13 protein-coding genes are annotated in these 24,693 nt (G+C 38.0%); 4 read left to right on the top strand and 9 right to left on the bottom strand.

The annotated features are described in order from the left end of the window. The first annotated feature begins 234 nt into the window (after positions 1-234). A complete protein-coding gene (locus A8B35_RS11400) occupies positions 235-3,801 on the top strand; it encodes a VPS10 domain-containing protein (protein WP_068473029.1) in 3,567 nt (1,188 codons plus the stop codon). Positions 3,802-3,935: 134 nt separating this feature from the next. Further along, entirely contained in the window at positions 3,936-5,714 is a 1,779-nt protein-coding gene (locus A8B35_RS11395; protein WP_068473026.1) for an arylsulfatase, read from the top strand. A gap of 152 nt (positions 5,715-5,866) precedes the next feature. Here A8B35_RS11395 and A8B35_RS11390 read toward each other — a convergent pair whose 3' ends face one another. Next, positions 5,867-6,355, bottom strand: a complete 489-nt coding sequence (locus tag A8B35_RS11390) for a hypothetical protein (RefSeq protein WP_068473024.1) — start codon at positions 6,353-6,355, stop codon at positions 5,867-5,869. A 414-nt stretch (positions 6,356-6,769) separates the two neighbouring features. Here A8B35_RS11390 and A8B35_RS11385 point away from each other — a divergent pair, with 414 nt between their 5' ends. Then, a complete protein-coding gene (locus tag A8B35_RS11385) occupies positions 6,770-7,645 on the top strand; it encodes a radical SAM protein (protein WP_068473021.1) in 876 nt (291 codons plus the stop codon). Between the two features lie 350 nt (positions 7,646-7,995). Here A8B35_RS11385 and A8B35_RS11380 read toward each other — a convergent pair whose 3' ends face one another. Then, positions 7,996-9,588 (bottom strand): sulfatase-like hydrolase/transferase, encoded by a 1,593-nt coding sequence (locus tag A8B35_RS11380; RefSeq protein WP_068473018.1) that lies wholly within the window; start codon positions 9,586-9,588, stop codon positions 7,996-7,998. A gap of 464 nt (positions 9,589-10,052) precedes the next feature. On the opposite strand from A8B35_RS11380, the gene A8B35_RS11375 reads away from it, so the two are divergent. Continuing rightward, complete coding sequence (locus A8B35_RS11375) at positions 10,053-12,209, top strand: prolyl oligopeptidase family serine peptidase (protein WP_068473015.1); 2,157 nt, start codon at positions 10,053-10,055, stop codon at positions 12,207-12,209. 120 nt (positions 12,210-12,329) lie between these two features. Here A8B35_RS11375 and A8B35_RS11370 read toward each other — a convergent pair whose 3' ends face one another. The 7 genes from A8B35_RS11370 to A8B35_RS11340 form a co-directional block, all read right to left on the bottom strand. Continuing rightward, positions 12,330-13,817, bottom strand: a complete 1,488-nt coding sequence (locus A8B35_RS11370; protein WP_071792533.1) for a UxaA family hydrolase — start codon at positions 13,815-13,817, stop codon at positions 12,330-12,332. A 288-nt stretch (positions 13,818-14,105) separates the two neighbouring features. Beyond that, positions 14,106-15,536, bottom strand: a complete 1,431-nt coding sequence (locus tag A8B35_RS11365; RefSeq protein ID WP_068473012.1) for a tagaturonate reductase — start codon at positions 15,534-15,536, stop codon at positions 14,106-14,108. A gap of 110 nt (positions 15,537-15,646) precedes the next feature. Beyond that, complete coding sequence (locus tag A8B35_RS11360) at positions 15,647-17,176, bottom strand: alpha-L-fucosidase (protein WP_068473009.1); 1,530 nt, start codon at positions 17,174-17,176, stop codon at positions 15,647-15,649. A 123-nt stretch (positions 17,177-17,299) separates the two neighbouring features. After that, complete coding sequence (locus A8B35_RS11355; RefSeq protein WP_068473006.1) at positions 17,300-19,174, bottom strand: sulfatase family protein; 1,875 nt, start codon at positions 19,172-19,174, stop codon at positions 17,300-17,302. Positions 19,175-19,250: 76 nt separating this feature from the next. Further along, positions 19,251-20,759 carry an alpha-L-fucosidase gene (locus A8B35_RS11350; protein ID WP_068473004.1) on the bottom strand — a complete coding sequence of 503 codons (1,509 nt, stop codon included), beginning with the start codon at positions 20,757-20,759 and terminating at the stop codon, positions 19,251-19,253. A 53-nt stretch (positions 20,760-20,812) separates the two neighbouring features. Continuing rightward, a complete protein-coding gene (locus tag A8B35_RS11345) occupies positions 20,813-23,389 on the bottom strand; it encodes a glycoside hydrolase family 2 protein (protein ID WP_068473001.1) in 2,577 nt (858 codons plus the stop codon). Next, positions 23,389-24,681 (bottom strand): glycoside hydrolase family 117 protein, encoded by a 1,293-nt coding sequence (locus A8B35_RS11340; RefSeq protein ID WP_068472998.1) that lies wholly within the window; start codon positions 24,679-24,681, stop codon positions 23,389-23,391. The genes A8B35_RS11345 and A8B35_RS11340 overlap by 1 nt, the downstream gene beginning before the upstream one ends. Between the last annotated feature and the right edge of the window lie 12 nt (positions 24,682-24,693).

The following is a 24,693-nucleotide window of genomic DNA, read 5'->3' as shown; positions in this document are numbered from 1 at the left end:
CAAATTTTCATAATTTTACCTGCAAAACAAAACACTTATAGTTTAATCATACAACGGCAATTATTACTTTCAAAAAAACAAGAACAGCTAATAAAACCGATACGTTTTTACCCCCTACTTTTACACCGTTTATTAGGTCTTTTTACATGAAAGGGATTCCATATTTGTTATTCCAAGTATTATTGAATATTGCATGAAGAAGAATCTAAAATAATCTACAATTAAAATCAGGCAATGAAAAACTTTATAATTTCCATACTCCTAATTATCCCCAATATATTTTATGCCAACGAATCTGTTTTTTATAGCGGCTTTGAAAAAGAATTTTCTACAGAATGGTCAAGCACACTAAGTACAGGCATGCCCTTATTTGAACGAAACACCATTTCGAAAAGAAACGATGCTTACGGTTTAAATATGATTTTTAATTCACCATCGCAGAAAGGCAATTTAACTACAAGCTCCTTTTTACTGAAAGAGGGAGAAAACTATGAAATAACATTTTGGTATAAATTTGTGAATAACCCCAATGATAACTCTACCACCAATATCAAAATATTTGCAGAAGATGGAACTAAACTTCATCAAATAAACCTTAGCAATTTTGATAAAACAGAATGGACACAATACAAAACAAGCTATAGAGCAACGCAAACGGATGCCAACGCCTATATACTGTTTAGCTTTAGACCAAACAATGCAGGTAACTCGGAGATATACTTCGACGATTTTAAAATTGAATGGATTGAAGAGGAAGAAAGCTTTTTTAATGATTTAAAAACAAAGAATGTAAGCTCTAACCCCGATATTGTTTGGCAACAGTTTGGCCCAGGGATGAGTGGAAACTGCAAATCGGCATTTTGGCATCCTACCGAGCCTGATGTACTATTTATTAGTCCTAATATGGGCAACTCATACGGAACATGGGATGCCGGTTACACATACAACACCATTCTGAATGTAGATGAAACAGATTATAAAAAGGGATATCGTGGCCCCATAGAGCTAACTTGTGTTGACTTTGCACGTGGCAATACCAACTTTGGTATGAGTACCGACGAGAGAAACAATGGTATATTTTATACCGAAGATTTGGGACATACCTGGACCAGAATGCCTGTTACTACTTTTGATGGCATTTATGTAGATGCAGTAGCTGTTGACCCTAAAAATGATAATATTTGGTATGCTGGAGGTGGCAGATTACGCAACTTAGGGAGTAACCTTTACCCGCACTCTCAGCCCAAGGGTACACTAGCCCATTCGCCTAGTTTAAATAAAATATGGAAAAGCACAAACAAAGGAACCTCGTGGACTTTAATTAACAGCGGACTTGAAGCGGAAACAGGTATTGAAACGCTATTGGTAGATCCAGCTAATTCTGATATTGTATATGCGTCTACAAGTACAGGCTTTTACAAAAGCACCAATGGTGGCGACCTTTGGGTGAAAAAGGATAGTGGTATGGATTACGACATGCTCCGTGCCATGGATTATCATTACAATGCAGACGATGATTTGCTTACCATCATAGTAATCATCAACCCTATTTGGAAGGCCGATGGAACTACTATAACAGACGAAAAGGGTGGTTTATTTAAAAGTACAGACCGTGGTGAAACATGGCAAAAAATCAGTGGCAACCTGGCCATAGATATGAGTCACTTTCAGAATAATGCCGACATTAAAAAAAGCTACTCGCACTGTGCTGCCTATATTTTTGACATGGATGATGATGCTTTCTTGGCTGCATATCCCGATATGCCAAGCAAGATTACGATCAGGTATAATACCATTGAGATTGATCCGAACGATGTAAACAACATCTACCTCAATAACGAATATTCAAATGCCTCGCGCAATAACTTTAAACCAGGTGGTGTTTGGCGTAGTACCGATGGTGGAGAAAATTGGCACGTATGCCTACGTAATGGAAAAGCTTGGGAATCGGGCTCTACAGATGCAAGCTATTGGGCGCAACGAAACAACCCAATGGAAACTAACATCAGTTTAAAATATAAAAAGGAATGGGTTAACCGTGACTTCTACGAGCGCAAGGGCTGTAACTTTGTAAAATTCAATGCAGATGGTTCTGTGCTACATACACAGCTTGCCAAAATATCCTTAATGAGTTACGACAAAGGCGAAACTTGGGTTGATATTGACGACGAATATACGGGAGAACCAGAGGAGGAAAGTTATGTTGGCGCAGGCAATAGCAATGTTCCTGGTCATGGATTTTTTCAGCACCCACTTATCCCTAATAAAGTGTTTTGCCATGCTGGAGAAAATAGTTTATGGGTAACCAACTTAGATGGTGATAATGTGAGAGAAGGTGCCCAAGCAGCTAACTTCTATAAGCTATTAGACGACGAGAACTCATTAAGTTGGTATGCTATTCACCCTAATAATACTAATATTCATTACGCATTATTTTTCCGTCAGGCTAAAAAAGGGAAACTAATGCGATCAACTGATAATGGCGCAACTTTTCATGAGCATGGAGAGGCGGTTCCTTATTGGGATATAACAGGGCATTCGGGCGATCAATCGGTGCATCAAATACACCTAACTATTGATCCAGCACAGCCTGATAACATGTATTTTGTAGTACCTCAAAAATCGAGGAACATGGAATATGTTGGCAATTCCATTACACATTGGGGCTTTCATAAATCGAGCGATGGTGGTGCCAATTGGACTGACTCAAATAATGGCTTGCCCGAATCATTAGATGCCACCATGGTTGCCATTGACCCGAATAACAACAGCACTTTGTACGTAAGCATACAAAACTCCAACGGTGGACTATTTAAATCAACGGACTATGGCGGTAATTGGCTTGAAGTAGAATCTACTCAGGCCATATCTGGCAATTATGGTATTAACGATATTCATTTTGCAAAAGATGGCAAAATATACATTACCGCAGGGGCTAGTTACGCCAATAGTAACGATGGTGGCCTTTGGGTAAGTGAAGATCGCATGGTTAGTTGGACCAAAATATTCGATTTTCCGTGGACTAACCGAATTGAAACCGCATCTTATGATCCGAATATCATTTTAGTTTCAACCTTATCCAATGCTAAAATAGATGGGCGCAATGCAGGAGTCTACCTTTCTAAAGATGCAAGTGTTACATGGGAAAAGATCAATACCGGCAACGGCCAGTCAGATAGAGTTAATGATATTGCCATTGATAATTATACACCGGGTAAATTTTACGCTTCTACTTTTGGTAGTGGATGGTACACTGCAACCGACCCAAACTCAAACCCCATAGTTGAAGCCACCGGTATTCTTATAAATCCGCAAACTTTAATCTTAAAAGAGGATGAAGAACAACAGTTACAAGTTATTGTGAGTCCTTCAAATGCATCGTTTCAAACTGTAAATTGGCAAATTGATGATCCTACAATAGCAAGCATAGACGCCTTAGGCAGAGTAGCTGCTCTAAAAAAAGGTACTACCACAATAACAGCCACTTTGGTTAATACCAACATCAGCCATAGCATTGTTCTTAAGGTTGATGACGAAAGTGCTTCGGTAAATCAACTTAAAACACAAAGTTTAAACATTTATCCCAACCCTAGTAGCAATCACATATTTGTATCTAGTAACGAAAGACTTGCTACTGAAGCACACTTGAACGTTTACAATACATTAGGTGAAGTGGTAATCAATAAAAAAGTTAATGATGCCAATGAAGCTATTGATATATCTTCTTTAAATCAAGGTTTACACTTGGTGGTGATAAAAACCGATAGTGACATGTTATATGGAAGATTTATAAAAGAATAATAACACTCGTTTTACCATAAATAGAGCATTCTTTTTTAAGAAGGAGAATACCTCCCCTATTATTTTACTAAAGGTAACCGCTAGCTTTTGTCAAATTGAATTATTTTTCGGGAAACAATAGATTAAACAATCACATGAAAAATAGCTTAACGCTCATCCATCTAATCTGCCTTTTATTTGCAGGCATTAACATGAATGCAAAAACTCAGCAAAAACCCAATGTAATACTTATTTTAACCGATGATTTAGGCATTGGTGACTTAGCTTGCGAGGGAAACCCGTGGATTAAAACCCCAAATATTGATGCCTTTTATAACGAATCTGTACGCCTAAGTGATTTTCATGTAAGTCCGCTTTGTGCCCCTACGCGCGGTGCCATCATGACAGGGCAATATCCGGTTAACAATGGAGTTTGGGCTACTTTTAAAGGGCGTGATGCTTTAAATGAAAAGGCAATTACCATGGCGGATATATTTAAAGACAATGGCTACCATACTGCTATGTTTGGCAAATGGCATTTGGGCGATAATTACCCTAGCCGACCAACAGATTCTGGCTTTGAAACTGTAATTCAGCATTTGGCTGGCGGTGTTGGTGAATTATCAGACCATTGGGGAAATACATATTTTGATGATGTGTATTACGTAAATAACGAAGCCCAACAGTTTACTGGATATTGTACCGATGTTTGGTTTAGCGAAACGCAAAAATACATTGAACAAAAAAAGGACAAACCATTTTTCATATACCTACCAACCAATGCGCCGCACGACCCACTTATTGTGGCTGAGAAATATGAAAAACCATACCAACACCTTGAAGGAAAAGAAGTGGTAAGTGCCAAGCAAATGGGCATGATTGCCAATATTGATGAAAACATGGGCCAACTCAACCAGTTTTTAATTGACAACAATTTAGCCGATAATACCATTGTAATTTTCATGAGTGATAACGGAAGTCGTTATGGATATAGTAATGATGGCAAACTAGGCTACAATAAAAACTTTAGAGGAATTAAAGGCTCTAAGTTAGAGGGCGGACATCGCGTACCTTTTTACATTCGCTGGCCTGAGGGTAACATTGTTGGTGGAAAAGATATTTCGCAGCTAAGTGCCCATGTTGATATACTGCCTACACTTGCTGCTCTTTGTAATATTGAGCTAGCACAAAATATGGATTTAGATGGTATTGATGTTTCTGATTTACTAAGAGGTAAAAAGAACAAGCCCAATAATAGGAGTGTATTTGTACACCACCGACAAGATTGGCGCGCTCCTGAAGCTGTAAATCAAACTTGCATTATGAAAGATAGCTGGCGACTGATTAATGGTAAAGAGCTGTATGATATTGAAAAAGATCCGAGCCAAAGAAACAACGTGGCAGCTCAACATCCTGAATTAATTACGTCGCTATTGCAGCAAAATAAAAAGTTTATTGAAAAGGCAAAACTTAGAATTGAATATCAAGAACTACCGGTTAACATTGTGGGCAATGCGGCGCAAGAGGAGATAAAACTAACGGTACAACATGCCATTGGCGACGACAGAGGCATTTGGAAGTGTGAGCAAGTTGCTGAAGGACTCACAAATAAAAACAACAAGCACACCATTGGAATTGAAAAAGACGGCTTATATGAAATCAGCTTATGCCGTTGGCCCAAAGAATGCCCTGGTGCTATTTGGAGTGTGCCTGCAGTAAATAAAAACCATTACGATTATACGGTTATTAAACCAACTGAGGCGCGTATTAAAATACAAAATCGAGAGTTTACTAAAGCAATTAAGGGCAACGAAGAAGCCATTATTTTTAAAGTGCACCTTAAAAAAGGACATACAATATTAAAAAATGATTTTATTGAAGGAGATAATACTTTTGGAGCCTATTACTCCTATGTAAAATATATTGGTAATTAATACCCAGAACATCATCCAAGTATCCTCGTACAGTCATGCGAGGATGCTTGATAGCTCAATTCACTTTTTTAAGGTAATTAGTATCACACCTTCACAATCCTCCTGTGTATATACTTTAATGGCCTCCTTCTGTTTCAGAATATCCATTGTTGCTATTTCATCTTACTGATATTCTGAACGTTTTCTTTTTCATCCACCTTACCGTCTACTACATAAATTACTTTACTCCCATTTACAGACTCAGCCTTTTTTATTTTAAGAGGCGCCCTTGTTTTTGCATAGCTTGTAGTAACAAGTATTACTCCTCCCCTTCCTGATTCTCCATAGATTTTTAATGCAGTCTCACTATTTTTCGGTAGAAAATCAATATGTTTAACTTCAGGTTTTGACAAGGCAACATGCTTATTTATATAATAATGTAGGGCGTAGCCTCTGCCATCTATTATTACTAAAGGCCAATCTGCAACCTTTCCTTTATCCCTTAAATTAAATGCATATCTAGCTACATAATCTAACTGTGCATTATTCTGCTGTTTTAGTAACGCCCGACTCTTAGTAACAATATAAAGACAACTTGAGGAAGAAGTAGCAATTAATAAAAGAATGACAATTCTTACAAGGGCGAAGTTTTTAGTAATCATATAGGTTTATTTTAGGCTTAATAAAACGAAGGTAAACCTAATCAATTTGAAATGCTTTTATTGTAATCGCATCATGTTTTTTTTCATAAATCAATAGTTTGTTAAATAAAAGCCAGTAGTTAGTAGCCAGTGGTTAAAAATGTAATACCAAAAATATTAACAAATTATTAGCACTCCATATAATTGTAAAAATAAAGGTTTTAAATACCATAAAACAGTCCAAAAACACCACAAAACCTTTACGAAGCCTCAAATACCGATAACTACACTACATTTAACCACTATTTATACAATACTTACCAATAAGACTACAACACCCATAAATGACTTGTACTGTATCTTTGTATTGTAATTAAATCATGAAGATGATGATTACAATAGGTTTTTGAATATTTAAATTTAAAACATAAAGAAATGAACTACACAGGACCAGTTTACAGACCACCCTACGAGGCTAACACCTTATTATTAGAAGTAACAGTGGGTTGTGCACATAACGAATGTACATTCTGCACCATGTATCGCGATGTTAGGTTTTCTGTGGCTAAAACCGAGCAAATAGAGCAAGATTTGCAGGAAGCTCAAAAGCTATATCCTAATGTGCAGCGTGTGTTTTTAGTGAATGGTGATGCCTTTGTTTTATCGGGAAGACGCTTAAAAAACATTGCTGAGATGATACACAAGTATCTGCCAGAGGTTAAAATTATTACCATGTATGCTTCCATTAATAATATAATGGGAAAATCGGACGAGGAATTGGCCGAGCTTAAGGAACTTGGGATTGGCGATTTATGGATTGGCGCAGAAACGGGCTTAGGTGATGCGTTGGATTATTTAAATAAAGGCGCTTCATTGGCTGATACCGAAGCGCAATTGGGCCGGTTGAATAAGGCTGGGATTAGTTTCTTTTATGGCTTTATGTTTGGTGCTGCCGGTAAAGGTAGAGGTATTGAAAATGCTGAAGCAAATGCCCGATTAATTAATAAGTATAAGCCTATTGGTATTGTGCCTACTTCGTTAAATGTTAATGAGGGAACGCAGCTTGAGGCTGATGTGAATAAGGGTAGCTTTGAAATGGCTACTGAACGCGAGGTGCTTGAGGAGCAAAAAAAATTAATTGAATTGGTTGAGGTAGATACTTATTACATGGGGATTCATGTTATTAATACGGTTAGTTTTGATTCGCAGTTACCGAAGGACAAACAGGCTTCGATTGATAGAATTAATTATGTACTAAGTGATAAAAGTGCAAGCGAATTGGATAGTGTACCGGTGAGGCATACGATTTAATGCGTGTATAGCAAATACAACTAATAATCATCCGGATTTGGCAATGCTGAATCCGGATTTTTTTTTACTCACTATTTGGGGGGAGATAAACCTCGTTGTTTATGCCAATGCGCCCCTGATAGTAATGGCAGCCCTTTGTTGGTTTGCTTTAGTGGGACTTATGGCACGGATGCGACCGCAGGAAGCACACGAAGCCAATAGTCCTACTTAAGTAAAACAATAAAGGCTAGAATGGATAGCAGGTTAAGGCGCCCAAATTATGGCTACTTAAATTCTCCTAAACCAAACCTTGTTGCGTTTAAGTTGGTTATATCAAAAACATCATCAAATAATTGATAATGCATTTGGTATTAGTTATTGATGATATCGTTCCATAGGTCTTTTTTGCCGTGTTGTGGTGGCGGAAAGGTAGACGACTCTTGTTTCCAGATACTTTTTAATTGCTTGGCTTTCTTTTTCTCTGATTCAATTTTGTTATCGCGCTCCTGGGGGTCGTTTTTAATATTGTACATTTCGTAATAAGCAGGTCGTCCATCGGGGTATTCTTTATAGAGATGATCAACAGTTTCGCCTACGTAACGCCACAAATACCCTTCCTTAATTACCACAGAGGCAAAGGTAGCGCGCTTGCGGGTTTCGTTAAATTGGTGGAAGCTATGACTGCACATAAAACCCCAGGCCCAAGAATGGATACCGGAGCATACGTAATGATTGCGGACTGGTTTTTTTGAGGTTCCTGATAAATAAGGGGTCAAATCCTTTCCGTCGATACCTTCTGGAATATCGACTCCAGCGGCTGACAATACAGTGGGTATGATATCAATGGTGGATACCAAATTTTTCTCTTCGTGAGCCTTGGGGATGCCCTTGGGCCACGAGATAAACATAGGCACGCGGATACCGCCCAATAGATACATTCCTTTGTGACCGCGGTAGGGCGCATTGCCTGGCAGTGGAGAATCCCAACCTACTGAACCACCATTATCGGATGTGAAAATAATGATGGTATTTTCATCGATATTATGCTGTTGAAGAAAGGTTTTTACGCGCTTTATATTCTGATCGACACCATAGATGTGGGCATAAAAGTTATTGAGTAGGTAGGAATCGGAGTTGAACTGCTTAAAATAATTATCGGGTGCCTTGGGGTTTAGGGGAGCATGCACGGCGTGTAGGTGCAGTTGCACATAAAATGGTTTATCGCCCTCTATGCTTTGCTGCATAAATTCGAGTGCCTTATCGGTAAACAGGTCGGTGTTATACTTGGGGTTTTTCTCTAACTTTTGGTATCCTTCCCAAACATTATCAGCGTTATAAAAGGGACTATCGTACATGTTATATCCATAATAGTAATCGAAACCGTGTTGATAGGGATGATCGTTTTTATGGGTAGATCCGCGATATTGTTTGCGGTAGTTTGGATCTTGACGGCCTACATGCCATTTACCAATATGGGCTGTGGCATAACCACTATCTTTTAGGTTTTGTACAAGTAAGGCGCCTTTATTGGGGCCACGTGCTTCGCAATCGGTATTGGTATAAATGCCTAGTTTATTGGGCATAGTTCCGGTTGCAATGGCAATACGCGATGGCGCACATAGGTTAGATGCTGCATAGGCATTGCTGAAAATAACGCCCTCGCTAGCCATTTTATCGATGGTTGGTGTGGCCCTACGCGCAAACTCAATGGCTTGCTGTGGTGTATAGCTGTTTTTTGTTTTATAGCGTTCGGCGGTATACTCAACAAAAAGCGGATCTAAATCTGCCTCGGTGATGCCCTGACTCATATAGCCTGTTTGTGAAAAGCCTAAATCGTCGAGCAAAACAAATACAACATTGGGTTTCTGCGGCTCCTGACCTTGAATGAAACCGCATGTTATAATAAACGATAGCATAATTAATATGCGTTTGCTAAAGTTAATTTGATGAAGTAATATTTGCATAGTAACTGTATTTAAATTATAGTTGATTTATAAATTAATAACCGTTTTGATTATGCTAATATATACGAAGTGAATGTATGCCTAGGGGCACTGATTTATTAAAAAGGGTGTGTAATTGAAAGCAATGTAACAGTGATATTGGTATTGTCTAGTTTTTTACTGAACAAGAGAAGGGAGGGATAATTATTAATGGTTAATTATAAATTGTTAATGTAATTTACAACTTGCTTTGAGATGGAGTTGTTAGGGTGATGTTATGCCAGATTGCTCATGGGCGAATTGTTTCAAATTCATTTTAGACCATTTAGTAAATAGGAATGCAAACAACAACGAAATTCAAATACGAACACAGTTTAAATTGGCTGCTATTTAACATTTAAATAACACTTTACTCTAACATAAATTTTTTCTAGTTTTGTATTTTTACTATCTTAGTTCTTGATTAATCTAAGATCCTATTTTACATGAAATTACTTACCAATTGCCTAATTACATTAAGCCTATGCGCTAATATCAATGCCCAAAAAACCTATCAATATCCTAAAGCTTTTAAGGATAGCTCGGCAGTAAATACCTATTTTGGTGATGAAGTGGCAGATCCGTATCAATGGATGGAAAACCCCAATGATTTACATATTAATGCTTGGCTTGAAGAGCAAGATAAACTAGCAAAAAAAGTCCAAAGTCAACAAACTAACGCAAGGTACCTCGATAGACAAATACAATCTATTCTATTTGATGGTCAAACTATTGAGAAGAATAAAAAAAGTAAAAAGGATACCACTTATCAATTTACACTTGAAACTATACAATTAAATAAATCTCCGAATCTGAGGTACAAAAAAGGCGATATGGGAACCTACAAAACCCTAATGCGCGGCAAAGACTATGTTAGCAACAAAGATGACAATATATTGTACCGTGATATGCTAGTTAATAAAGCCAATACAATTGTTGCCATAACCACTAGTATAAATGGCGATGACTGGGTAACGGTATACTTTTTCGACTTAAAAACGGGTAAACGCTTAGCTGACGAACTACACCACTTGAGGTCGGGATCTACCCTATATTGGGGCAACTCAGGATTATATTATGATGCCTTTAATAAGCCAAAAGAAGGACAAGAGCATCTTGACTTAGCAACTGGGCAAAAGCTATTTCACCACACAATGGGTACTTCGCAATCTAGTGACCCAGTACTATTTATTAATCCTGATAAAAATGACCAAAATAATTTTTCTTTCTCAGGTATTGGTGATAGACTATTTATTAAACGATACCAATATGTAAACAATAAAATTTTTCAAAGCTATGCCTTTGCCAATGACAGCATTGAGAACTTTTCGATAAAGGATTTCATTATATTTCCAAATAAAAATAATACACTGGTAAGTATAGAAGAAGTAATTGGTGATACTGTTTTACTTAAAACAAATATTGAAGCTCCTAACTGGCGCATTATGAAAGCCAATATTAATACACTCAACGATGTTAAAGAAATTATACCTGAATACGATGTTACCCTAAAGAATGTAAATTATCTAAAAAGTAATAGGCTAGCTTGCACCTATATAAAAAATGCAGAGTCATTTGTAATGATATTTGATTTAAGTGGTCAACTCCTGAAAAAGATGGATTTTCCTGTGGGTAGAACAGTAAACTTTATATCTAATGAAGATGAAGAAAATCCTAAATATGCTAAATACATAGTAAGTTCATTTTATCATCCTCCTCTTACATTTAAGATATCGTTAGAAATGCTTAAAACAGAGGCAGAAGAAACACTGTTTTTACCGTATAACGTTAACCGAATTGAAACGCGATATGTACTTTATAAGTCAAAAGATGGTACTGAGATACCAATGTATATTACCTGTTTAAAAAAAACAAAATTAAATGGTAAGAATCCAACTCTGATATATGGTTATGGCGGATACGGTACCACTATTTCTCCTAGGTATGATGCCTGGAAAACTGCTTGGATTATAAATGGAGGTATTCTTGCTGTACCAAACATTAGAGGTGGTGGTGCATTAGGTTCTGATTGGGCACTGCAAGGACGTGGGGTAAACAAACAAAATACAATAGACGACTTTATTGCTTCTGCTGAGTATTTAAGTTCTGAGGGATATACTAATGCTAGCAAAATAGCAATTAATGGTAAATCACATGGAGGCTTGCTGGTTGCAGCTGCATTTACACAACGCCCCGATTTATTTAAAGCTGTGGTAGCAGAGGCTGGCCCTTATGATATGTTGCGCTGTTCTAAATTTACCGTAGGACAGGCGAGTACTAATTTAATTGAATTTGGAAATGTAACTGATTCATTAGAGTATAAAGCTCTGTCAAACTACTCACCATTGCATCAAATTAAAGAAGATACTGTTTACCCAAATGTGTTGCTTATTACGGGCGACTCTGATGATAGGGTTCCTCCATTACACTCCTACAAATTTTTAGCTACTCTTCAAGAAAAGGGTTCGCCTAAATCACAATACGTAATGTACCGTACCCATGGAGCCGGCCATAATGGTGGATTAACATACAACGACAGAAATAGCACCCAACTACTTAAGTATTGTTTTTTATATAAACAACTGAATCTAAGGTATTATTAATCGGATAAAAAAATCCCCACGCAGGGGGCATACCTGCTGTGGGGATTCATATAGTCAAGTCTTTCGGGGAAAGCCTTGATTTTTTTTTGAAGTTATTTAAAACTCTTATATGCTGTAAGATTAAAGGGTAACACCACTTTTAAAAATAGCCAACTCCTTTGAGTGAGTCAATTCATGTTTTAGCTTTTTGCCATTGGCTATTTCTGTAATAAAATCAATAAACTCGCTTAACAAAGCATCCTTTGAAGTGCTATCAATTAACTGACCGGCATCAAAATCCATCCAGTTGGTTTTTCTATTATACAAGGCAGAGTTACTGGCAATTTTCATGGTAGGCACAAAACTACCAAACGGTGTGCCTCGCCCTGTGGTAAACAATACCATCTGGCACGAAGCCATACCTAAAGCAGAACTCGATACCAAGTCGTTGCCTGGCGACCATAACAAGTTTAAACCATGTTCTTTTATTTGCTCGCCATAATCTAACACATCCACCACTAAAGATGAACCACCCTTTTGTACATTTCCCAAAGATTTTTCTTCAAGAGTAGTAATACCACCATCTTTATTTCCGGGAGATGGATTTTCGTAAATCACCTGATTGTTGCTTCTGAAATAATCTTTAAAACCGTTTATTAAACCAACTGTTTTCTCAAAAACCGAACTATTTTTGGCTCTATTCATCAGTGTGGTTTCGGCACCAAACATTTCGGGCACTTCGGTTAAAACCGTGCTACCGCCTTGCTGTACCAACCAATCTGAAAAAGCACCCAATAACGGATTAGCTGTAATACCCGAAAAGGCATCGCTACCACCACATTTTAAACCAATGCTAAGTTGCGACATGGGCACCTCTACTCTACTATCGTTTCTCATGTTCAAACAAAGCTCCTTGGCTAATTCAAAACCCGCCTCAACTTCATCTTCAACTTCCTGAGCCACTAAAAACTTCACACGGTCTTCGTCAAACTCACCCATGGCTTCTTTTAAGGCACTAATCTGATTATTTTCGCAACCCAAGCCCATCACTAACACTCCTCCGGCGTTGGGATGTTTGATGGCAGCCGCCAAAGCTTTACGCGTATTTTCATGATCGCCCCCTAGCTGCGAACAACCATACTGGTGGTTTAGCACCAGTAAATCATCCATAAACGAAGTATCCATATCGGCCTTTAGCATCTCAATAATTTGCTTAGCCTGACCATTAACACAACCTACGGTAGGAACAATCCAAAACTCGTTACGAATTCCAACCTTACCTAACTTACGTTGATATCCCATAAACGTAGCGTTTGCTTTTTTAGCTTCTGCTTTAAATTCAAGGGGCTCATATACGTAAGTCAGGTTATCCGATAAAAGCGTACTTAGGTTATGCGAATGCACATGCTCGCCTTGTTTTATTGCTTTTGATGCCCCTCCGATTGGAGCGCCATACTTGCTTACTAAACCACCTTTGGCAATAGCTTCCGTTGCTATTTTATGTCCGAAAGGAATGGTTTCGGCAATGGTAATTTTAGTGTTATTTACTTCAATTACATCGCCACTGTTCATGGCCTTTAGTGCCACTACAACATTATCTTTTGACTGTATTTTTAATATCTCTGACACTTGATTAATTTTTAATGAGTAACTATTCAGGATGATTTTTACGGCATGGCGTCATTACTAGGAACGAAGCAATCTTAGGGCATTTACCTTTTGCATCTCCCTTGAGATGGCCACGTACCTCGCCATGACGAGGCGCTTAGGTATTATTCGCTTATTAGTTATACTAATATTAATCAACCGTTAAAGCCCTTGTATTCATAATACTTCATACTAAATAGTTACATTAATTGTTAATAATTAATTTGGTTTTTAGGCCGTTCACCGTGGCACAAACAGACGACTGAATAACTACAAACTTTGCAATACGTGCTGCATTCCTTTTTCTGTAATTAGCGTAAAAAATGTTGCCACTTTATCCGATAATCCGCCTATTTGGTTTAAGTCCTCGCCCCAAATTTCAGTATTGGACAAAATGCTTTTTACCTGCTCTGCTATTGATGTATCCGAAGTCCAAACTTGATTTATCTGCGTAAGCAATTCAGGCGTATCGTTTGCTTTAAAACCGATTTTATTTTCGGGATGATACAAAGCTAATAAAGCTGCTAGTGATAAGGATAGGCGCTCAGGTAACTCCGTAGTTTTAGACTGATAATCCTTTAACGAAGGTAAATCACGTGTTACCCATTTTGATAAAGAATTCAGCGAAATATCCTTTAAATAATGTTTGATATAGGGGTTGAAAAAGCGATCTAATATTTCAGCGGCAAAAGCTTTTAGCTCCTCTGTATCACCTTCAATGTTTGGTAAAACTTCAGCGTCAACCATACCACGTATAAAAGACTCAACATCCGCATCGGCGAAAGCCTCTTTTACGGTTTCGTGCCCTGCTAATAAACCCACAGGAACCAATGCAGTATGTGCGCCATTAAGCACACGTACTTTTTTGTCTCTAAAGGTTTTCATATCGCTGACCCACTCCACATGCAAGCCTGCTTTATGTAATGGAAATTTCTCCATTACCGTTGGATTGGCATCAATAGCCCAAAGGTGATAATACTCGGCAGTTACCAACATATTATCTTCAAAACCAATCTCGGCCTGTAGCTCCTTAATGGTATCTTTAGGGAAACCGGTTACAATACGATCGACTAAAGAATTGCAGAAATGACAGGCATTATTAATCCATGATACAAACGCTGCATCTAAATTATTTTGCACTGCCAACTCCAACACTATCTCCTTAAGTGTAGTAGCATTGTTTTCAATCAACTCGCAACAAATAAAAGTTAGTCCTTTGGCTGTGTCGCCATTGTACTTTTTAAAACGCTCAAGCAATAAAGCACATACTTTACCCGGGAACGATTGTGGAGGCGTAGCATAAATATCCTCGTTCTGAACTCTACTGATACCGGCTTCGGTGGTATTGGAAATTACAAACTCTAAATCCTCGCTTAAAAAGTAGTTTTTATAATGTTCGTATTCGTTGTAAGGATTAACTGCATCTACAATACAATCTACACAATCAATTTCGCGAACCGGCTTACCCTCTTTGATTCCCTCAAGTACCACGTGGTACAAATTATCTTGTGCTTTTAGCATCGGAACCATTCCGTTTGCCAATGGCTGAACAAGTACCACACCCATATTTAGATTATTTGAGTGATTGGCTTTGTTTATCATCCAATCAACAAAGGCTCGTAAAAAATTCCCCTCGCCAAACTGCAATACTTTAACAGGATAATTGGGTTTTGCTATTTCTGATTTGTTTATATTTTTCATAATTCCTTTTTTTCGATATTAGACTATTAGACAAGTGATAAAAGACTTAATTTACATGAAGCCAAACTTCAGGTCAATTATCTATTATCTAATTATCTATCGTCTGAACTCTATTCTAACTCTAATTTTAATACTGTGGCAATTGGGTTGTATTCCACATCGGGCATATTAATTTGTAGGGTTTGTGGTGTTAATTTCCATTTTACTTGAACATTTGATCCAATCAGCTTAATATCCTTAATTGGTGAAGGAGGCTGGTTACGGTGAAATCCTCCTATTGCTCTCATATTAATACGTTTTCCACCTTCGGGCACACCAAGAAAAAATACATACATCGACTTTTTATCTTTGGCAACGGTATAACGAACATCGTTTGCTGTATACTTAATTTTAGCCGACTGACCGTCGTGAGAGGCATCTGAAGCATTGGCTGTACCGTAACCAAAGATATGAAACGGACGCGTGCCATAGACTGCCTCACCATGCACATTCATCCAGTCACCAATATCTTTTAAAATATCGCGTTGCTCCTGATTTATTACACCATCGGCACGAGGCGAAATGTTTAACAATACTGTTCCGTTTTTACTCCACACATCAATCATGTTACGCACCACAAGGGCAGCTTCTTTATAAGGCTCTCCTTCTACATACATCCATCGCTTGTTCGAAAGCGTTACGTCAGTCATCCATGGCAATGGATAAATATCTCTACGTCCACCTTGCTCCATATCGTCAACACCATACTCCCACGGAATATCTTGATGCTTGCTACAAACCACAACTTCTTGCTTATTTTTTAATCCACTATTGAAATGATAAGCTACCATTTCGTTAATTTTTTCTTCAGGAATCATGTTCAACCACGAGTCGTACCAAAGAATATCTGGTTGGTATTTATCAACCACTTCCACAACCTGATCTAACCAATATTGGTTAAAATCTTCTATATTTTCCCAATTTCCGAACAGCTTACGAAGCTTGGGATCGGTTGTTGCTGTTGGTAAATCAGGATGATAAGGGTAATGACTATTAAAACCATTTTTTAGCCAATATTCTGGCGTATTTGCATTACGCTGTCCGTTACGGGCATGATGCAAGGTGGCGATTGTTTTTATTTCACGTTTTCGAAGAGCAGCAAATAACTCGCCAGTAATATCTCGTTTTGGTCCCATATCTACACAGTTCCATGGGTTAACATCACTATCCCACATAGCAAAACCATCGTGGTGTTGTGCAATAGGTCCTGCAAATTTAGCACCTGTCATTTTAAATAAATTAGCCCACTCTTCAGCATCAAAATGCTCGCCCTTAAACATTGGGATAAAATCTTCGTAACCAAACTCTTCTATTGGCCCAAAATTCTTCTCGTGAAATTGATTTACCTTACTTCCTTTTAAGTACATATTGGCAGGGTACCATGCCGATCCGTATGCAGGAACGCTATACGGTCCCCAATGAAAATACATTCCTAATTTAGCATCCTGAAACCATTCAGGAGCTGCCTCATGCTGGCTCAAAGACTCAAATGTTGGCTGATACTCTTTTACCTCATCCGATGCTGAATTTGTATTGCTAGTTGTACATGCATATGATAGAAACAGTACCGCAGCAGATGAAATTATTGTTTTAATTTTCATATTTTCAATATTAGTTTCAAGATTCAAGACACAAGACTGATTTACAAACCTTAGTTAATCATTGCCTTGTGTATTTAAAACTTAATCGTGATGCTTTATAAATTCTTAAGATATAGACTACACTTACATACTAAGAAATTCGATTCGTCTCTGTATCCACTTTTCTTTATTCTTATCGCCACCTCCTGTTTTCAGCAAGGCCTCAGCATTTAACACAAATTCTAAGTCTGAATCCAATGTTTTTAATAAAGTAGCTGAATTGAGTATCAATAAAATTTCAAGTGGATTTTGATTATTACTTAAAAGAGTCTCGAAAATTTTAACAGGGTTTTTCTCTCCTATTAAAGCAAGGTATTCGGCAGCCCTTAGTTTTACTAAAACTTCAGAATCGTTTTTCACGATTTGTATTGCTTCAGGTATAAATTCTTTTGCTTCATCGCCAAAAGAGCTACATACAATTAAAGCCCAATAACGTTTCCACGGATTAGTTGAAACCAAGGCCTTTTTTATATCTGATTTTACCTCATTAAAAGGCTTCAACTCTAAATCGGCAATAGCCATTAATTCCGCAATTTCTTTATGATGATCTAGTCCGAATTGAACTGGATTTTCCAAAGCTGCTTTCTCTAAATAAGCCTCAGGATAAAAACTCAAATCATTTATGGATAAAAACTGCTGGCTTAAACCCTTTCTCATTTTTGCTAAGGTTTTAGCATAAGCTGGGTCTGCTGCTAAGTTTACAGTTTCGTGCGGATCAGCTTCTATATCGTACAAAGCTTCAGGAGCACGCTTCTCGAAAAATGCCGATTGGATGGCATTTAGTTTATTGGCATCATATAACGATCTCCATTCTTTATAACCCACTTGTTGGTATCTATAATCGTTATACAAACCATCAATATTAAATGGCTGATAACTGCGCATATACTTATACTTTCCTTTGCGATAGCTACGCACCAAATCGTACTTTTCATCAAACCTATCGGCATGACCGTAAGTTTCTTCTCTTTTATTGAGTTTACTTAGCTTCACTCCTTCGCCTAAAAATGGAATTCCATCCATCTGTTTTGGTACCTCTATACCCGCTAAATTTAAAATTGTTGGCGCAAAATCAACAAAACTCACAAAACCATCAATTCTCTCTCCTGCTTGAGCAGGAAAAAGATGTTTCCATTTTTCGGGGATATAAACCACAAAAGGAACTTGCAAACCACTTTCGTAGATATATCCCTTTGAACGCGGCAAAGTACCACCATGATCTCCATAATAAAATATGATGGTATTATCCATTAAGTCATCTTCTTCTAACTGCTGAATTAAAGCTCCAATACGCTTGTCATCATCACGATGCTTATCGTAATAATGTGCATACGATTTACGGAATGCTGGCGTATTTGGGTGGTAAGGATATATTTTTACAGAGTTAGGGCGTGTAATAAGTGTAGATTCATCCCTATTATCTAGGAGTTTGTGCATTCTACTTTCGTGCGTATCCTGTAAGCTCCACACCTGCAAAAATGGCTGTCCTGGTTTTCTATTTCTAAACGATGCTTGTTTTGAACAGGCATCCCAAATGCCATGCACATCAACATCAAAATTGTAATCGGTTTTGGCACAGTTAGCGGTGTAGTAACCGGCCTCTTTAAAATACTCAGGATAAGTTCTTAATCCATTAGGCATAGGAACTGCAAAGGCATGGCGGTGAAACTGGCTGCCAACCCTTGGCCCATAGCAACCCGTTAACAAAGTACTACGCGCCACCGAACAAACAGCTCCGTTTGAAAAGGCATTGTTAAAAACCAATCCATGATCAGCCAACTTCTCAACATTGGGCATCGGCACGCCATTTTCAGCATCGTACAAACGTAACCATCGAGCTGAATTATCTTCGGTGGTTATCCAAACAATATTTGGTTTTTCTTGTGCAGATATACCTTCAATAATTAAAAGAAATACTACAAATAAAAAGACAATTTTTATATCTGTTGTTTTTTTCATATCCAAAAAATTAGAATCTATTAAACTGAAAGCAAGCTAATTTCAGCGTGTGTATTATTGAAGGTTAATTAACTATTTAATTTATTCTAAACACATAAGCATTTTCGCATGGCTTCGTATCTGGTAAGTGAATCTCTAAAGAGAGTTGCTTGCGTTCAAACTTGATTTCGCCTTTATGACCGATTAACTCAATCTTCTTTATTTCATCACTAAAAGAAGCTGCACCTAGGGCTTTAATAGGTAAAATACCTGACTCTGGCCAGCCTAATGCAATAGCATATAATTGTCCATCGCGAGTAGTAAAGCGAATATCTTGATCAGAAAACCCATCAAATTTTTGATCGGCTAAATGACCCGTTTTAGTCTCGGTAGGTCCCTCGCCATATATGGTCCAAGGCCTACTTTCGTAAATAGCTTCACCATTTAGTTTAAGCCATTTACCCATTTCGCGTAAACGTTGTTGCTGTTCTTCTGGAATGAAACCATCAGGATGCGGTGCCACATTAAGAAGCAAACAACCATTTTTACTTACAATATCTACTAAATCATGAATTAATCGATCGGTTGTGTAACACTCTAAGTCAGAAGTAAAACTCCACGAATCTCTTGATATTGAATTATCAGTAAGCCAAGGCTCTGGATAAATATCTGGCATACGTGAACGTTCCAAATCAACAGTTCCTGTACCCAAAGGAAAATCGGGGCGCTTATAGGTTAATACAAATTCCTGATCGTTTTTTGCAGCATGATTATAAGCATAAGCCATCATCTCTTGGCGCACTCCTTCTGAAAGTATTTGAATACGGTTATCGAACCATAATAAATCTGGCGAGTAGCCATCCACTACCTCTTTTACTTTTTGGAGCCAAACACGTTCAAAATTATCACTAGGTCTTGGATCTACAGTATAATAACCTTTGACACCTTTAACTCTCCATGCCGATTCGGGTAGTTTTTCTCCGTAAAGAGAGCCTTCTTCTGCATTATAACAATCTGTTCCTTCCATCCAAGTTGGGAACCAGCCCCATAACCAAGAGTGGTGCATACTCACTACATATTTCATTCCTCGCTTACGGATTGCTTTTGCCATCTCAGCCACCACATCACGCTTTGGACCCATATCAACAGAATTCCAAGGATTAACTTTAGAATCCCACATTGAAAATCCATCGGCATGCTCACCTGCAGGGCCAGCAAACTGCGCACCAGCCTCTACAAATAAATCGGCCCATTCATCAGCATTAAACTTTTCTGCTTTGAACATCGGAACAAAATCCTCGTATCCAAACTCTTCAGCAGAACCATAGTTTTTTTTATGGAACTTATAATTTTTATGCCAGCTGTTGTACATGTTACGACCATACCAATCGCTATGACCCTCAGCCTTAGGCACAGAATAAACACCCCAATGGGTATAAATACCGAATTTAGCATCTTGAAACCATGTTGGACACTCGTACTGTTGCAGAGATTCCCAAGTTGGTTCAAAGTGCTTTACCTTTTTTTCACCTACCTTATCGGCTTGCGTACAAGCTGAAGCGACAATGATAAAAAGTGCGAATATTAAATAATTTGATCGTTTCATAATATACTTTATTGCCCCAAAGTGATTTGCGCAATCACTCCGGAGCTTTTGTTTTATTTTACAAACTCTTTCACTCTTGGCATTAACTCTTCTGCCTGCTTTACACCCCTGCTTCCGTTTAAACCTTCAAAGTATCTGAAATAATTGTGCGGGCCATATTTCTCTTTCTTATCAATCGCCTCTTGTCCTATCTCTCTTAATCGAGGTAAATCAACTTTCTCATCGCCAACTAACAACAAGTAGTCGTTTACAGAAACTACCTCTCCTGATTTATCACGCATCTCTAACTCTACATGAAATTGGTCTCCTAAATTCCCTGGAACTTTGCAGTTAACCGTAGCATAATCTTTAGAGCTATCTGGGCCAATATTTCCAAGCTTAATGCTTTCTCTACTTACTTCTTTCTTCTTATCATCTAAGAACACCACATCAACGGTACATCCTTTAACTTCTTTGTAGAAATCATTCACAACCCAAATTTTACCTTCGAATTGCTCTCCTGGCAACCATCTTCTTCTATCGTGCTGAAGCGAAACCAATAAAGGTTGGAAAGCATTCTTTACATAGTTGTACGAAATTTTAGGTTGTTGATAGTAATCAACAATACCCCATTTCATATCTGGTGCAAAAGTGATGTAGTGACAAATACAAATGGCACTCGACTTTGGCTTTCTTCTTCGGTAATACTCAATACCGTACTGAAAAATAACTCCTTGCGCTATTTGAGTGGCATCCACAAACTCTTGCATACTGCCCGTTGCTTGTGAACCTACTATTTCGAAATTAAGAGTACGGAATGTATCGAAATCCGTCCAGTGATGTCCCCAACTTGGTCCGGGAGGCCATAGCTCATCTTCAGGAATAAACTTCTTAATACTCTCAACATTTGGGCATGATGAAATGGCTAATTCAGCCACGGCCGCATAATCTTGTCCATTAAAAAATTGCTCTGTATTTCTTCTACCTTCGCTATAAAACAAACCGTTGGCATGAATACTCTCTTTAGATTTGAAACCTAATTTTTTACCAATATGATCACTTAAGGGTGAAACTGGCACATAATGTAAATTTGAGTATGGCCTAACTACTTCGCCCAACTCTTTCATTAAATTAAGGTTATGTACTGGATCTGAAGCTGTCATTAAAATTTCTTCGCCTCCTTCTAAAATCACCATACAAGGGTTGTTACGCAGGTCTTTTACTACAGAGATAGCCTCAGAGAAAATAGCCTCTTTAAACTCTTCTGATTTTGGTAAAGATAAACTTGCAATAGGCAGAATATCTTGCCAAACGGTAATACCCTCGCGATTACACAACTCATAGAAATAAGGAATTTCAGTAGGATGCCATCCGAAAATTCGGAGGTTATTCATGTTACCTGCTTTAGCTAAGCGAACAAACTCTTCGTACTTCTCGTTTGATGCACGTCCGAAAAATATATCCGGAGGTCCACCCCATGTACCAGAACGCATAAAGTGACGTTTACCATTAATCATCACTGTCCAAGGATTTTCAACTTCATCCTTAGTATAACCAGGATTCATAGTCATTTCAATTTCACGAATACCAAATAATTTTGAATCGGCATGCAAAATTTTGTCTTTACTTCCTTTTAAAGAAACCTTAGCTAAGTATAAATTTTGATCTCCCAAATCCCATGGATACCAAAGCTTCGCATCAGGCACACGTATACTTGTTTTAATTTCATTTATACCAGGAGCGAGTTTTTGCTTAATTGTAGCTGTGTATGATTTCGACTTGAAATTCTCCCCTTGGATATCAATTTCTATATCAACTATTTTTTCTGTTTTACCAGGATTTTCAACTTCAAGTTGAATATCTAAATCAGCAGAACTCTTTTTTCCTAACTTAGTTTGAACGTAAATGTCTTTTACTTTTGCATCTTCGTAAGCTTCTAATTTAACCGGCTTCCAAATACCTGTGGGAACTAAATCAACCCAATAATCACCATGCCATGCAGGTTTTCTTCCGGCCACCTGACTATATCTGCGCGGAGCAGGATGTAAACGAATGGTCAGTACATTTCTACCTCTACGCTTATGCTCAAAGCTAATTAAGTGCGTAATATCGAAAGACGCAGAAGTAAACATTCCCTCATGCGATCCTAAAAGTTCACCGTTGAGGAATACATCGTATGCATAGTCAACACCTTCTATAGTAATCTCAACTTTTTTACCCTTCATTTCTTTGGGTACATTAAAAGTTCGCAGGTACCACCATTCGTATTCGTTTACCCATTTGGCTCTTGTACTATTTCTTCCGAAATGAGGATCATCAATGCGTCCTATTCGCCATAGGTCGGTAAATACATCTCCTGGCACATGAGCAGGTGCCCAATTTAAGGCATCACCCATATGATCGTAACTAATTTCAGGGAATTTTTCTTCGAGACCTCTACCCGGTAAAGCACCTTGAATTTTCCAAAGGTGACCACTAAGGTCATAAGTCAATGGATTATCGTTCTGTGTACCATAATCTGACTGCTCATCTTGCCTAAAATAATCGTTGGCTATATCTTTATCCTTTTGAGCTAAAGTAGGCTGGAAAATCAATAACACTGCCAGTAAGCTCATTATATAACTTATATAAGACTTTATTTTATATTTCATTATTTCTGATTTTTAAGCTCCCTGGTTTGCTGTTGAATACGTTTTTTTTGCTTTCCGTTTAAACGGTGCTTATAAAGGTATTCTGGAGTATAATTGTAATAGTGATCTTTCATATCCTGATCATCTACATCTTGACTTAAATCACAATCGAAACGTACTAATATGGTATGTCTCCAATTTCCGCCAGCATTAATAACATGGGATATTCCCCAAGTGATACCTCTACCGTCTTTTGTATCAGTAAATGCATCTGGCACAAATGGACCTGCAGCCACTGGTAACATTTCGGTGATAGAGGCAATTTCAAAATTCACCCAATCTTTGGCATACTGAATGGTATTGTGCTCTTGTCCATCGCGCTGTATAATTGCTGCAACACCCTCTTTAAATGGAAATAAGGTAGTTTCGTGCCCTGAATTAATAACCGGATTTAATGGGTGCTTTACAAAAGGGCCCAATGGATCTTCAGCAATGGCTAAACCTTGCATACGAATTTTTGAAGGCTTAAACTCTTCTCGCTTATCGAAATCTCCTTTATAATACAAGTAAATTTTGCCATCGTGCACCAATGGATAAGGATCGTGAATAGAATATTGATCCCATGAACCTTCTGGCCCATTAGGAATAACAATTTTTCCTGTGTGATGCCATGGTCCGTCAGGCGAATCGGCCCAAGCTACTGAAACCGGGCAGAAATCGCCACGTAAACCACTAGCTTCCATAAATGCCTGAAAATACAAATAAAATTTTCCATTGAATTTTAAGATATCGGTGGTGGTTACTGAACGCCAGCCTGGTTGTGGTTTTGGCGGACGAGGCACTGCAATACCTTGTTCTTCCCATGTAAAACCATCTTCGGAAGTTGCATACCAGATATCTGATAAATCCCAATCGGCAGAAGGAATAACATCTGTAGCTTCTTTAGCGCGTGACATCCCAACTGGTTTAACAGGAGACTTACGACCTGTGTAGTACACATAGTATTTACCGTTCTCAAAAATTACTTTTGATGGATCCCGACGCGTTATTGTTCCATCACCCCCATTATAATCAAATCCTTCAAGCTTGGTATACTTAAATTGAGTATATAGTTCAGAAGCCTCTGGACGAATGTGCTCGTAAGCCTCATAATTACGCTCAACGGCAGCACTTAATGGACGATTAGGTTTCTCATCGGGTATAAAAAATGGGAATTCCTCATTTGTATCTTCTTTAGTCTTTACATCGGCACTCTGCTGTTGGCACGATATAAATACAATACTAAGTAGAATGTAATACGTTAGTTGTTTCATTTTTTAGTTTAT

The sequence above is a fragment of the Saccharicrinis aurantiacus genome (genome assembly GCF_001660705.2).
Taxonomy (GTDB): Bacteria; Bacteroidota; Bacteroidia; order Bacteroidales; family Marinilabiliaceae; genus Saccharicrinis; species Saccharicrinis aurantiacus.
This window is presented reverse-complemented; position numbering and strand designations above follow the sequence as displayed.

Bases quoted from the DNA above. Each gene is read 5' to 3' on its own strand.
- A8B35_RS11390 (WP_068473024.1), bottom strand. From the start codon at position 6,355: ATGATTACTAAAAACTTCGCCCTTGTAAGAATTGTCATTCTTTTATTA.
- A8B35_RS11385 (WP_068473021.1), top strand. From the start codon at position 6,770: ATGAACTACACAGGACCAGTTTACAGACCACCCTACGAGGCTAACACC.
- A8B35_RS11355 (WP_068473006.1), bottom strand. From the start codon at position 19,174: ATGAAAAAAACAACAGATATAAAAATTGTCTTTTTATTTGTAGTATTT.
- A8B35_RS11350 (WP_068473004.1), bottom strand. From the start codon at position 20,759: ATGAAACGATCAAATTATTTAATATTCGCACTTTTTATCATTGTCGCT.
- A8B35_RS11375 (WP_068473015.1), top strand. From the start codon at position 10,053: ATGAAATTACTTACCAATTGCCTAATTACATTAAGCCTATGCGCTAAT.
- A8B35_RS11340 (WP_068472998.1), bottom strand. From the start codon at position 24,681: ATGAAACAACTAACGTATTACATTCTACTTAGTATTGTATTTATATCG.
- A8B35_RS11365 (WP_068473012.1), bottom strand. From the start codon at position 15,536: ATGAAAAATATAAACAAATCAGAAATAGCAAAACCCAATTATCCTGTT.
- A8B35_RS11395 (WP_068473026.1), top strand. From the start codon at position 3,936: ATGAAAAATAGCTTAACGCTCATCCATCTAATCTGCCTTTTATTTGCA.
- A8B35_RS11360 (WP_068473009.1), bottom strand. From the start codon at position 17,176: ATGAAAATTAAAACAATAATTTCATCTGCTGCGGTACTGTTTCTATCA.
- A8B35_RS11380 (WP_068473018.1), bottom strand. From the start codon at position 9,588: ATGCAAATATTACTTCATCAAATTAACTTTAGCAAACGCATATTAATT.
- A8B35_RS11400 (WP_068473029.1), top strand. From the start codon at position 235: ATGAAAAACTTTATAATTTCCATACTCCTAATTATCCCCAATATATTT.
- A8B35_RS11345 (WP_068473001.1), bottom strand. From the start codon at position 23,389: ATGAAATATAAAATAAAGTCTTATATAAGTTATATAATGAGCTTACTG.